The organism is Providencia sp. PROV033 (assembly GCF_028484855.1).
Lineage (GTDB): Bacteria > Pseudomonadota > Gammaproteobacteria > Enterobacterales > Enterobacteriaceae > Providencia > Providencia alcalifaciens.
Genome location: NZ_JAMPSW010000095.1, coordinates 1 through 14,097 on the forward strand (window position 1 = coordinate 1; position 14,097 = coordinate 14,097).

General features: G+C 40.8%; 9 protein-coding genes. 3 read left to right on the forward strand and 6 right to left on the reverse strand.

The features are described from left to right. From PSF16_RS14060 to PSF16_RS14070, 3 genes are all read right to left on the reverse strand, one after another. Nucleotides 1–2,836: S8 family serine peptidase (locus PSF16_RS14060; protein WP_272689460.1), on the reverse strand; the 2,836-nt coding region annotated here is incomplete at its 3' end. 465 nt (nt 2,837–3,301) lie between these two features. After that, nucleotides 3,302–4,672: a class-II fumarase/aspartase family protein gene (locus PSF16_RS14065; protein ID WP_006662512.1), complete on the reverse strand. Its 1,371-nt coding sequence runs from the start codon at nt 4,670–4,672 to the stop codon at nt 3,302–3,304. Nucleotides 4,673–4,683: 11 nt separating this feature from the next. Continuing rightward, nucleotides 4,684–6,240: a PTS transporter subunit EIIC gene (locus PSF16_RS14070; protein ID WP_154627828.1), complete on the reverse strand. Its 1,557-nt coding sequence runs from the start codon at nt 6,238–6,240 to the stop codon at nt 4,684–4,686. Between the two features lie 850 nt (nt 6,241–7,090). Here PSF16_RS14070 and PSF16_RS14075 point away from each other — a divergent pair. Then, nucleotides 7,091–7,912 (forward strand): hypothetical protein, encoded by an 822-nt coding sequence (locus PSF16_RS14075; RefSeq protein WP_272689461.1) that lies wholly within the window; start codon nt 7,091–7,093, stop codon nt 7,910–7,912. Nucleotides 7,913–7,986: 74 nt separating this feature from the next. Here PSF16_RS14075 and PSF16_RS14080 read toward each other — a convergent pair whose 3' ends face one another. The 3 genes from PSF16_RS14080 to PSF16_RS14090 all read right to left on the reverse strand — a co-directional run bounded on the left by PSF16_RS14080 (nt 7,987) and on the right by PSF16_RS14090 (nt 11,747). Continuing rightward, the gene (locus PSF16_RS14080; RefSeq protein ID WP_006658526.1) at nt 7,987–8,727 is read right to left on the reverse strand and encodes a MurR/RpiR family transcriptional regulator; all 741 of its coding nucleotides are present in this window, start codon (nt 8,725–8,727) and stop codon (nt 7,987–7,989) included. A 312-nt stretch (nt 8,728–9,039) separates the two neighbouring features. Next, the gene (locus PSF16_RS14085; protein ID WP_432652913.1) at nt 9,040–10,485 is read right to left on the reverse strand and encodes a glycoside hydrolase family 32 protein; all 1,446 of its coding nucleotides are present in this window, start codon (nt 10,483–10,485) and stop codon (nt 9,040–9,042) included. After that, nucleotides 10,482–11,747 (reverse strand): MFS transporter, encoded by a 1,266-nt coding sequence (locus PSF16_RS14090; RefSeq protein ID WP_006662514.1) that lies wholly within the window; start codon nt 11,745–11,747, stop codon nt 10,482–10,484. Before PSF16_RS14090 ends, PSF16_RS14085 begins: the two co-directional genes overlap by 4 nt. Before the next feature lie 253 nt (nt 11,748–12,000). Here PSF16_RS14090 and PSF16_RS14095 point away from each other — a divergent pair, with 253 nt between their 5' ends. Beyond that, nucleotides 12,001–12,996, forward strand: a complete 996-nt coding sequence (locus tag PSF16_RS14095; RefSeq protein ID WP_272689462.1) for a LacI family DNA-binding transcriptional regulator — start codon at nt 12,001–12,003, stop codon at nt 12,994–12,996. Between the two features lie 28 nt (nt 12,997–13,024). Further along, nucleotides 13,025–13,948, forward strand: a complete 924-nt coding sequence (locus PSF16_RS14100) for an aminoimidazole riboside kinase (RefSeq protein WP_272689463.1) — start codon at nt 13,025–13,027, stop codon at nt 13,946–13,948. The last annotated feature ends 149 nt before the right edge of the window (nt 13,949–14,097 follow it).

A 14,097-nucleotide genomic window follows, 5' to 3' on the forward strand; every position in this document is an offset into this window, starting at 1 on the left:
CATAGGGTTCAATCGAATATTGATCATTATTCAATTGGGTATACGCACCTTCCACGAAGAGTTGAGTAATTTTCGCATCATAGCTGCTGGAGTTGTAACCTGAATCTTGACCAACCCATAATGTGCGTTTCGCATCACGATCTTGGTTAGTATGCGTGACGCCATAATTAATGGCAGCAACATTCTGGATATTAGATACACCGTAGGCGCCGACATGCAGGTCATTGCTGTCAATTTTACCGTACTCATGGGCTTTATATTTAGATGAGCCTGCCCCGAAGAACAGCCCCGCTTTGGTATGTGAGGCAACATCAATTTCTGCACCGACTAATGCCGCGTAGAAATCGGTATCCATATTGCTGTAACCATAATCAAGGTTGCCCCATTGACCAACACCTGTCATCCAGATGCGTGCATTGCTATTTTCAAGGTTAGCATAGCGACCATGACCGATCCCGATTGCCTGATCTTTCACTGTTCGAGTTAGACCTAAAACGTTAACCACACTAGCCGTGTTAGCATTGAGGTACATATCACTACCTAATGATTGATAGGTATGACGAAGATCTTGTGCGCTCATTGGTAGCGTTGCATCAAATAGCTGACCTTTAGCGTTATTTTCTAGTACGTTAGCAATTGAACGACCATTTTCATTATTGGCAAATGAAGCAAATGAGGTATCCGCTTTTTTGCTCAGAGAGCCCGTAATGGTGTTGTCTTTGACGGAAACCTCTTTTTGGAATAAGGCATAGTCATTATTTACTGCATTAGGTGCGGCATTCGCGAGCATTTTTGACTTAGCACGGTTGTCAGCTAAATTATCAGCATTCACAGTACCTTGTACGGTATTGTCATTGAGATAAACGTCTTTCAGTTGCCCAATGTTATCCGCAGCAATATCCAGTTTAGCCCCTTGATTTAAGGTCATATTCCCAACATTTACATTGTGACCTGCGGTGACTAAATAGGTACCGTTGTCGTGGATGTTGATATTGGCTTTATGGCTTTCATTAGAGGTTAGCTGACCTTTTTGAGTAAACTGGTCATTATAGTGATTGAGTACGCTAATTGTGCCGCCATTGACGTTCACATCAGCCGTGCCAAATGACTCAGTGAAACCGAACAGTGAGCCTTGTTTAACTGTTGTGCCGCCACGGTAGCTATTGTCACCCGTCATTACCAGCGAGCCTTCACCCGTTTTGACTAAAGAACCATCGTATAAACCCGCATCGATTTTTGCTTGAATAGCATCGGCACGTTTTTGGTAATACTCCTGACGCCATTTTTTAGCCTCTTCTTTGTCAATAATATGCGAGGTTGGATCTGGATTACCGTCATTTACCACAAAATCGGTACCCAGATTGTAATCGCCACCTGCATCAATGCCATTGGCTTTATAGTCAGCGAGCCAAGCCAGATCTTCTTGCTCACGTTGATCAAGCGCTGCTTGGGTAATGTCATTGCTCCACACATCAAGTGGTACGGCATTTAACTGGTATTCGAATTTACCTAAGAACTGACCCGGACCATACATGCCTTTTTCTAAGTCAGGGGTACCCCAACCATAGCGCTCATCGGGTACGCCATCAGCGGATTTCCAGTCTTTATAGAGGCTACCATCTGGGTTATAACGGTTAGCGGTCGTGAACATGACATCACGCACTTGCAGAGCATTCATGGATTGGTAGCGGGACATCAAAACGCCCATGGCTCCCGTGACATGTGGTGCAGCCATTGAGGTGCCACTGAAAGTATCCCAACCTGGATTACCATCGGCATCGACGACACTGGAATAGATATAACGACTCGGTGCAACCACGGTCCACCATTTGGCGTTGCCCGCTTCGTTGAACATACCTTCAATTTCATAACCGGTCTTATCTGCGGTCTGTTTTAAACCCGCAACGGCAATCCAATGTTTCTCAGCTTGTGGATTGAAATAAGGGTAGAGAGGGCGGTAGTACGGGTTTTTGAAATCACGGTTACCTGTCGTGAAGACTTGTACCACATTGGTATCTTTCACTGCATCATAGGCGGCATCCACAAAGGATGGATTATCGCCATAGATTTTTTTGAAGTAAAAATATTCGTATTCAGTTTGTTGAGTGGTATCTACGGGTAAATGCACGCTAGTATTACCACCATCCGGTCCGACGGTTTTACCAGCATCAATAATTCTTGGGTTAGTTCCCCAGCTGTTATTGATGACTTGAGCGCCCGCATCGACCATGGCTTTCCAGCCAGTATAGAAATATTGGTAGTCTTGATAAGGTCCGTAGTTGTTGCTATCGGTAGCGCCGGTATTGCCCACATAGACATCCGATCCCCATGCAACTCCATGCATGCCTTCACCATCTCGATTCGCGCCAACAGTACCTGTAACGTGTGTGCCGTGAGTATCATTCACGCCTTTGATCCAATCGCCAGTCACATCGAAGGCTTGGCCTTTTTCATAGTGACCGCCTAATTCTTGTGGGTAACGCATACCTGTTGAGCCGTACTCACCTTTGGCTTTAACGGCGTGGAAGCGGGAACCACTCAGTTCTTGGTGAGATAATAACGCACCGGAGTCCATGACTCCGATTTTAGCGCCTTGCCCATGATATCCCAGCGCGTATGCACTAGAAGCATTCATGGCGGCTAAGCCCCAATCATTTTTATATTCTTGGCTTTCCCAACTATTTTTATCACCGAGTTGCCCAGTTTCAGAGTAAGCCAGTGTATAACCAGAAAATAATAGAGCAGAGGTAATAATCGAGAGTTGGAAAATATTTTTATTTATTACAGCTTTATTTTTATTACGTGAAGATACAGCGAATTTGTGTGCTTTGTTCATTCTGATACCTTTATTATCAATAAATAACCATCATTAAGAATCAAAAACAGAATCGCTGAGATAATCTATTATTTTCTAAAAATAAATACTTGAGCGTCATCGCAAAGTTTTATCATTTACCCATAAAGTAGATTTATTGACTAGCTAATCACAATAAAACCAGATTAATGGCACGTAAAAAGAACAAATAAAATGACAATTTCATGTGGGGAATTAAACTAACTTCTGCTTTTTCATCATGAAATTAAAATTTGAATATATTTTTTTAGAATAAATCAAGAGTGGCAACAATTTAGCTTTATTTATTAACAGGCGTTTTTTATTAATGGATTTAAGTACGACTACTTAATTAAGGGTAATTAATTATTTTCTATTATTTAGCAATGTTCATATTTTTATAACCAAAAAAAGCCCCCATTTTTTCAAATGAAGGCTATCTTTAAAATAAAATTAGGAAGCTAATAATTACTTATAAAGCTTTTTAATTTCTTGTGCGGCTGCAAAGCCACGTTTTGCTTCTTTTTCTGCAATTTCAACGGACAGACCAATGTAAGAACGAGGGTCTAGCATGGCTTTGATTTCATCATTGCTAAAAGCGTCTGTGATAGTTTTGTTTTTGGTCAGGTTAGTATAAAAATCCTCACCATCCGCCGCAGTTTTGATGGCTTCTTCATACAGTAATGAGTGCGCTTTATCTTTACCCAGCTTCTCTGCCATTTTCATCATCACGTATTCAGTATTATCTAACCCTTTGTTTCTAAGAACGTTGTGTAACATTCTCTCTTCGTGAGGCACTATCGTTCTAGAAAGCTCTTCAGTTCTTAACAGAATTTCCGTCGTGAGCTCAAGTGCTTCTTCGATGAGTCCATCAAATAGCATGTAAGAACTGCTATCACCTTCATACGGTCTAACTGCGGAGTACATTCCAACACTCGGTAGTGAATACAATTTCTGGGAGTTAGCAATAATCCCTTTCGCCAGTTTCGGGTTGATTTTGTGTGGCATGGTGCTGCTGCCCACGGTACCTTTGGTGAAGCCTTCAGACACTTCCGCAATTTCTTCCAGTGTCGTGCTGTAAACTTCTTCCCCGATTTTATGGCAGATATTCGCCATCAGCGCTAAGTTTGCCATGTACTCGAGTTTATGGGTACTTAGGTTACGCGATGGTACTTCCATTGCGTGCATGCCGGTCAGTTCAGCAACGCGTTTTTGCACTTCTAAACCAATGCCCGGCATAGAGTTAAATGCACCTACAGCACCGCCCATCATGATGGTAAATACGCGCTTTTCACACTCTTTCATTCGTTGGTAGCAGTCGATGAAATCGCTGATCCACACGGACACTTTGTACCCGTAAGTAATTGGGATAGCGTGGCGCCCATGGGTTCTACCCGGCATCACCATGTGTTTCGTTTTTTCAGCAAGACCTGATAAGTTCTCGATGATCTCACTTAACAGCAGCATAAATTTATTATGGACTGTTTTCATCATGTACAGCTGCGAGCTTTGCTGAATATTTTGAGTGGTAATGCCGTAATGGATGTATTTACCACTCTCTTCAGAACAGGCATTCACCAATACTTTTAAGAAGGGAACGAAGCCGTGCCCAATTTTTTGGTAAATGCGGCTCATCTCTGCAAAATCAATGTTCTCAATAACCGCTTTTTCTTTAATTTCATCAGCCGCTGACTGGGGGATGAACCCCGCTTCAGCTTGCGCTTGAGCTAACATGGATTCAAACATCAGCCAAGTATTGTATTTGGCTTCATCCGATAACAGGGCTTTTATGCCACGGTCATCGATAGTTTTACTCTTAGAATCATATAAGGCTCTCATCATATATCCTTTTATTTCTTCATGAACTCATCAACAGCGTTGCGAACAAATTCAACTTTCGGTCCATACACTACGTGGACGTGGTTTGCCGATGGAAAGAAGAATGCGGTACATCCTGATTCCAACATTAAATCTTTATCAATTTTATTCACTTCTGCGACATCAATACGCATACGGGTAATACAGTTATCTACGTTACGAATGTTCTCTTTACCGCCTAAGGCTTCAACAAGGATCTCGGCGATTTCGCCATAACGTTTTTCTTTAATTAAAGTATTTTTCAGGTTGCTAGACTCTTCACGACCTGGGGTTTTGATATCAAATTTGATAATCGCCCAGTAGAAGATGAAGTACGTCACCACCGCTAAACCGCCACCAATCAGCACTAAGAATATCCAGTTAGTGTGTTCGTACAGCAGGCCGAAGATAGTGAAGTCAAACACGGTTCCACGGATATACCCGATAGCAACGCCAGCGAATGACAACAACACTGCACCAATACCGACGATGATGGCATAGATTAAGTACAGCAGCGGTGCGATAAACACGAAGGTAAATTCGAGCGGCTCGGTGACGTTACCAAGCATTGCGGTCAATACCATGGTCACCAACATCGATTTAACTTCAGCACGGTTCTCTTTCTTCGATGTTTTATAGATAGCTAATGCAATCGCAGGGAACAGGAACAGCGTCACCAGCATTTGTTGCTGCGCCATAAAGCGCGTCAGGCTTGGCATCATTGCCCAGTATTCACTACTTGGACCTTGCTTAAATAACACTTCCGTTAAGGCTGGAACGACACCGACAAAGGTTTGTCCATCAATAACATAGGTACCACCCGCTTCGGTAAATCTAAACAGAACGTTCCAAACGTGGTGTAACCCGAATGGAATAAACAGACGCTCACCACCAGCGGTAAAGAATGGACCGACAGGGCTTAAGAATATGGCGGAAAGCTTCATCAAGCCTTGCACTAACACTTCCCAGATAAACGGTAATGTTCCGCCGACCATGATCATTAAGCCGACCATGATAATCGCGACTGACTTTTTACCCGAGAAGAAGGCGAAGGCGGTCGGCAGCTCGAGGTTATAGAATTTATCGGTGGCCCATGCACCAATTAACCCTGTAATAATCCCCCCAGCGGCACTGATGTTTAAGGTTTGAATACCTAAAACTTTAATCTGTCCCACTTGACCCATAATCGCTGGATCCGCCAATTTACCCGTGAGCACCAACCAAATATTCATGGTGATGATCAACGAAAGGTAACCCACAACGGAGGCGAAGACCGCGATCCCCTTATCGCGCTGGCTCATGCCGTAGGCAACCCCCATGGCGAACAGTAATGGGATGTTGTCGAAGATAACGCCCGCAATAGAACGGATGCTGACAAGTAATGCGTTAACGGTTTCATTGCCGAGGAAAGGGAATCGAGCAATCATATAGGTTTGAACTAATGCACCACTGATCCCCAGTATCATACCAATTGGAGCCAGAACCCCGATTGGCAGGAGCAGTGTCCTACCAAAGCGCTGGATTGACTCACCAAACTTTCTTTTAGCCATATTTTTTCCTAATGACGAAGAATTATTGAAATTAACTGGAATACTAGCACTGGGTTTTTTAAATGAAATGATGTTACGGTTTTAAATATTATCTCAGGTCATGCTTTAAGACCTAGGTCATTTAAAAACTAAGCGAAAAATTTTTAGTTACAAGGAATGTACACTATTTCTCATTTCTTAGAGTTATAAAAACTATTTTTAGATGGTTGTTATGAATTCAACTTGTTAATATTAAAGGTGAAAATTAATTTAAGTAATCGGTTTTTGATATGATTGAAATTATTAATATTCAAATAAATTTAACATATAAATTAAAATGATATATAATTTGTTCTTTAATTGGGTTATCAATATTTCGTATTGATTGTTTCAATCTATAAATTAATTAGGGTTTTATTTCGTGGAAAAAAGTTACTCTAAACTTACTGATAAGTTATCAACGGTTATAGCAATATTAAATAGAATTAAGATTTATGAAAATAATTCTAAAAATATAGATTATAAAGCATTTTATTTATATGTTGAATCTCTTGTGAAATTTTTTAATTACATTATTAAAAATTCAATTTATTAAGATTGGAGTAAGATTGAGGAGATTAGTAATCATTTAGATAATATTATAAAAGGATTAGGAGCTAAGCACTTACCTAAAGTTAAACTAGATAGATTTATACGGAGTATAACTGAAAAAATTATTAACCAAGATTTTTATATTGAAATAAATTTATTGCTAAGCACTAGAAATAAATATTATCCAGATGCAAAAAAGAACATCATTAATATAAATCCTAACTTATTAGTGAATAAAGGTTTCATTAATGAAAATAATAAGTTGGTAAATTTAAGTTCTATGGAATTAAAACTGGAAGAAAAGTTTAATGAAATTTTATCAATTGGTAAAATCAAAATTGATAAAACACAAGAAAATTTGGAAGAAAAAGCTAGTGAAATATTATTAAGTTTACAAAAAGAAACTAGTGATTTAAAAGCTGAAGCAAAAGTTAGTATGACAGGACAATTAGATTCTGTTAAAAATGAATATACAAAGATTTTTAAAGAAATGAAAATGTTATTTTCTGATATTGAACTATATAAAGGTATTATTAGTGATGAAACTAAAAATGAAGTATCTAAGCATTATGCAGAAAAATCCAAAAGAGAGATGTATGCATATTGGATTATGACTCTAATTAGCATAATCATAATTGGTGGCGCCTTAATTTCAGCATGGACAGGATTATCTGATTATTACAATAATTATGTGAATATAAGTAACGATGTAAATTTAGATACACTAAGGAAAACAGCTGAGTACGCTAAAATATATTTAATTTTTAGATTAGTTCTTTCAGTATTATTGTTTTTGACTGTTTTATATACAAGCAAAATAGCATATAGATCTTATGTTCACTGGAGACATAGTGAAAGTATGAAATTAAAATTAAGCTCTCTTAGTCCATTTATTAATCAGTTAGACCCACATGTACGAAAACAAATACATAAAGAACTTGTTCCTGATTATTTTGGTAAAGATGCTGGTGTCATTGATGTTGCAACAAAAGAAAAATTTAAAGATTTTCCAACAAACGTTAGCTCTATTGTTATGAAAGCAATGGATAATGCTAATGGAGCTTTTACCATAAAAACAAGTGAGGAAGTTAAAAATAAATAATAAATTTATTTTTAACTCTAAACTACTGGTTGGTTAGAGTTGATAGGTAATAATCAACTCTAAAAATAGTTTATTTACAGCAGGTTTTCTAATTCATTAATAAGTAAATCTACCAGAATAAAAAATCCGGTTCTCGATTTTGAATCATCGCGTTTGGTGTCATAACTGTCGGCAAAGCAGAAAAGCGTGTTATTCGCATATGCGGTGAGTTCATTGGTATGAAAGGCGGTCATACTGATGATATTGGCTTCTTTCAGTTGAACGATTTTGGCGGTTTCGATGATCTTTTTCGTACCGCCTGAAAGAGAAATAAAAATGACGGTATCATTTTGGTTAACCAGACGAGTAAAGGAGTCAGAAAGGTTGTAATCATTGATAAAAAAGCAATGTAATCCGAGGGAGAAGAGTAAATGCTCGAGATAATAGCCGACGGCTTTACTGGTTCCTCGTGCCACTAGGAAAATATTTCGTGAACCGTGCAATATTTTCGCACAGTCCCGAATTTGGTCTTCATTAATCAGCGTGAACGTTTTATGAATATTATTTTCGAGCTGCTTTTTATATGACGCTGGATTTTTTTTCTCAGCTTTATTCTGTGAGAGTATATGATTATTAATTTGGAATTTTAGTTCTTTAAACCCACTAAACCCTAATTTCTGGGATAAGTTAATAATGACTGTTTTAGATACAAATGTTTTGGCAACTAATTCATTAATATTTAAGTAGGGAATATCGGCAATGTTATCGGTAAGATATTTTAATACTTTTTTTTCACTGACGGTTAAGTTGTCATAATTCTTTAGAAAATCCAGCATATCTCACCTGATCAATAGAGTATCAAAAGCCCATTTTAGTCTGGGTTCGCGTGTTATTTATGATGATATCGACACTGTGTGAAGTGAGCAAAAGCTCAACAGCGTTGATTATACGTTAAAGCCGTATTTTATGCAGGTTTTCCGAGAGTTTTTTTGATGTGAATGACTTATAAGGTCGATAATAATACTTATCTATTTAAGCTAAGAATATAAAAATGAGACGGACCTCAACCAGAGTCTAAAAGATTAAAAACGCCTTGTGATAAAGCACATCACGAGGCGTTTTTGTTTATCCCAATTCCTGCTCAATCATTATTTGAGCTGCCAAAGTGTTCCTTCAGAAATAACCGCACTGCCATGAGAAGCAAATAACATTAGTTTGCGCGCATTAGGCTGGGGATATATACGGCTAGACATTGCGGCGTCACCATCGTTGACAAAGACTTCAACGGAGGAGCGGTCAATAAAAATACGCAATGAAAGTTTATCGCTCGTAGGTAATGGAATGCTGCGATAACCGTCCAACTCATATTCTGGGTAGTGCCGCCAGAGCACTAAGCGTTGAGATTGGCTATCAATATACAGCTCTAATCCATCGCCAACTTTATTACCTAGCGCTATGCCATATCGTTCTGCATGGCTTTGGCGTATATCCCAAACGAGTTCTAACTCGATGGCGCTGGAATGGTCGAGTAACACTTCTGTTTTACTGAACGAGTGCGGCTTAATGGGTTGGCTCTGTTGGCGCAGTGAGTTGGCTTCAATCACTGGGCGTTGGCATAAATGCCCATCTCGTTCAAATAACTCGCGTGGTAAGGTTAAGCAGCCCGCCCAGCCTTCTTGTTTTGATGGCATCACTGATTCCCACATATCCATCCAAGCCATAATGACACGGCGACCATCCGCTGTAGTGAAGGATTGTGGAGCGTAGAAATCGTGCCCGTTATCTAGTTCAGTCAATTTTTGGCTTTGTATAAATGCACTTCCTGCTTGCCAATGACCTTGGATCACTCCTGATTGGAAGCGGTTACGATATTGATAGCCTTTGCTTTGTTGAATGCCTTGTGGGGAAAACATCAAATAGTGGTGGCTGCCACAAGGGAAGAAGTCTGGGCATTCCCACATATAGCCGCCATCCAGATCCGCATGTGCGAGGATCCTATCGAGCTGCCATTCTCGCAATGAACGACCTTTATATAGCAGCGTTTGTCCACAATTAGCGGCATCTCGTGCCCCCACCACCATCCACCAAGTGCCATTTTCTTGCCAAATTTTTGGATCGCGAAAATGCATAATGCCTTCAGGGGGAGTGAGAATAACACCCTGTTTTTCAAAGTGAATACCATCAGTGCTTGTTGCCAAGCATTGAACTTCGCGGATTGCGCTATCATCGCCTTCTTCTTTGAGCCATACATGTCCGGTATAAATCAGCGAAAGTACTCCGTTGTCATTCACAGCACAGCCCGAAAAACACCCATCACGATCATAGTCATCACCCGGTGCTAAAGCGATAAGTTGGTGCTGCCAATGGATCATGTCGTGACTTGTTGCATGACCCCAGTGCATAGGTCCCCAATCTGCACTCATTGGATGATGTTGATAAAAAGCATGATATAAGCCAGCAAAATAGATTAAACCATTTGGGTCATTCATCCAGCCAGCAGGCGGGGCGAGATGGAAGTCAGGGTAATAAGTATTGCCACGCTGAGCTTTAAGTTGCTCGAGAGCAAACTGTGCTTGCTGAAGTTGTTGTTTCATAATTCCACCGTTTTTTTCGACGTTGTCATGGGGTTGCTGACGGTTGATGTGTTTTCTGATTGCAGAAGTACGCTAGAGATTATCGTCATGGAAATGACGATGGCGGCGAGGATCATATAAGTATCGGCGAAGCCTAATGTGTCATAGCCGTACCCTGCTAACGGGGATAAGAATGAAGCACACAGTGACGCCGTAAACTGGAAGCCGACTAAATAGATGGTTGCGGATAAGCGTTTATCAAATACAGACGTAATGTATTTAAATAATGAAATTAAGAGAATAGGAAGTTCAACGGCATGCAGTAGCTTCATTAATGAGATAGTGATGGCGTCATCGGCAAGTCCTGAACCCAAAATACGTAGCGCCATGATCAAACCACTTAACAATAGACCCCGTTTAGCACCGATACGATTTACAAGGAAAGGCGCTAAAAACATCCCGCCTGCCTCTAAAAAGACCTGAAGCGAATTTAAGTAGCCAAACATCTCATTACCTTCATTTTGATTCGCAAACAGCGAGGCAAAATAGACTGGAAATTGTTGGTCGTAGACGTTATAAACACTCACACCACAGACAAATATTACTAAAGACCAAAATGAGCGCATACGTAAAAGTCCCAGCGCATCAGAGACAGTTAGCGATTGAGTTTTACCGAATTCAAGTTCGTTCATCGTATGAGGACGAACGTTACGTAAGCGCCATAACAGAATGATAAACAGCAGTGCGCTGACAGACCCCATGGCGAAATTTAAGTTGGGATCGATATTAAATAACAGCCCAGCAAAGAAAGTGGCACCCGCCCAACCCAGCGATCCCCACATACGGGCACGCCCATATTCAAAGCTCGCGATGCGGCTAACCCGTTCAGTGTAGGATTCAAGTGCACCGATACCAGCAAAGAACGTCGCCCCGACATAAATCCCTAACGCTGCAGCACCCGCAAAAATGTTCCATTTTAATAACGGAGTACAGACAAAAATAAACCAAGGTCCACTGATTAATAACAACCCACCCAGAAACCATAATAAATTTTTGCGTAAACCGAGTCTGTCTTGAATAAATCCATACAGAGGCTGTGCACAAAAAGCCGTTAGACTAATGACTGAAAAAATAATGCCAGTATCAGTACCCTTTAAGCCAATTTTTTGGCTGAGCCACAGAGAGACTAAGGAAAACACGGATGACCATGTCCAAAAGAATGTAAATAATAAGCCGCTTAATGTGAGATAGGCATGTATGTTAGCGCGTGTTTTTTTGCCCATAGCTATTCTCCTACTGTCAGAATACCTATATTGTTAATGTTAACATCAGCATTAGAAAAGAAGGCATTGTGCATAAATATGATGTTAATCACCAATGTTAACATTAACATTGGTGGTGTGTGAGGGGTGTCACAGGTTTTTTATTATCACAATCATGTGGCTATTTTTTGGTTGATATACTCCGATGAAAAGACGTTGGATAAGTCATTTCATCGCGTAAGACACATGTCGAATTTAGAGCGCAGAGGGCAAAATGGTACTCTTAAAAGATGTCGCAAAGCTGGCTGGTGTTTCAATGATGACGGTTTCAAGAGCGATTAATAATCCTGAGAAGCTGAAAAAAGAGACACTGGCGCGTATTCAAAAAGCAATTAGCGAAACGGGTTATACCCCTGATCTCTCTGCACGCATGATACGCGGTACGCGTTCAGGACAAAAACCGCGAACTATTGGCGTGTTAGCACTTGATACGGCGACCTCGCCATTTTCTGTCGATATTACGCTCTCTATTGAAGAAACGGGGCGTACACATGGTTGGAATAGTTATGTTGTGAATATGCTCGAAGGTGATGATCCTGAAGCCATCGCGAGTCTGCTTTTTTCGCATCGCCCTGATGGCATTATTTATACGACAATGGGGCTCCGGCAGGTTGAAATAACCAAGCACATGATGAAAGTTCCACTGGTACTCGCCAATTGTGAAAGTTTGAATGTACAGACTGCCAGCTATGTGCCGGATGATGAAGATGGGCAATATAACGCGGTTAATGCACTATTAAATGCAGGTTATCGTCGACCATTGTGTCTATATTTACCTGCCAATCATCCAGCGACTATCCGTCGATCTCTTGGAGTCAAACGTGCTTGTGAGGAGCATGGGATTCATGCCGACACGCTCATTCATCATTTTTTGACGACGGACAATTATTCGGATATTCCTGAAATCGTGTGTCAGCAGATCCACCATGGTAAAGCGAACTTTGATTCAGTCATCTGTGGAAACGATCGGATCGCCTTTATTGTTTATCAGATCTTGCTAGAAAGTGGATTAAAGATCCCAAAAGACGTGGCGGTGGTTGGCTATGACAACATGGTTGGGATCGGTGAATTATTTATCCCTCCGCTTTCAACGGTACAGCTTCCCCATTATGAGATAGGCAAGCGCAGTGCGTTGCATATCATTAATGGGGAGACACACCGAGATACCGTTTATATTTCATCGCCTTGGCTACCAAGGGATTCAATTTAATTTTTAACTATTATCTGTGGAGTAATTTATGACCGATAAAGTGTGGGTCCTTGGTGATGCTGTCATTGATCTGATCCCTGAAAGAGATGGTTGCTTATTACAGCTTCCGGGGGGAGCGCCTGCTAATGTCGCTGTTGGTATCGCTCGCCTTGATGGTCAAAGTGGGTTTATTGGTCGAGTGGGGAACGATCCATTCGGTCGCTTTATGCGCCGTACACTCGCACAAGAGAATGTGGATATCGCTTATATGAAGTTAGATCCACAACATCGCACATCGACCGTGGTAGTTGAACTTGATGACGAAGGGGAGCGGACTTTTACGTTTATGGTACGCCCTGCGGCAGATCTTTTCTTAGAAATTGAAGATTTACCCATATTCCAGAAAAATGAGTGGTTACATGCTTGCTCTATTGCTCTTAGTGCTGAGCCGAGTCGTAGCACAACATTTCATGCCATGGAAATGATTCGCCGTGTAGGGGGGCGAGTGAGTTTTGATCCGAATATTCGAACTGACCTATGGCAGGATGAAACCCTGTTACGTGAGTGCTTAGATAAAGCGCTGACATTTGCATCTGTGGTGAAGTTATCCGAAGAGGAACTGTTTTTTCTAAGTGGTAAAACCGATATTCAGCAAGGTATTACACATCTTTCAGCGCAATACTCTTTTGATTTACTGTTGGTCACTTTAGGTAAAAACGGCGTGATGGCGTGTTGGCAGGGCAATATACTGCATTATTCGGCTAGATCAGTCGTGGTGGTTGATACTACTGGTGCGGGAGATGCTTTTGTCGCTGGTTTATTAGCTGGATTGGCTGTCTATGGTTTACCCCATGATGAAAACACACTTGGTATCATTATAGGGCAAGCACAAATTTGTGGTGCATTAGCCACGACTGCGAAAGGGGCAATGACGGCATTACCTTACCGTCAAGCGCTACAAAAGAGCCTTTAGTATGATTTTATTTTTATGGATATTGTGAAAATGCAGCAAGGACGGAACGATTTATCAACGTGATTTGCCAGAAAAGCAAAAACCCGCCACTAGGGCGGGTTCTTTAAATAGTGGTGCCGGACTCGGAATCGATTTTTCATTATAACTGG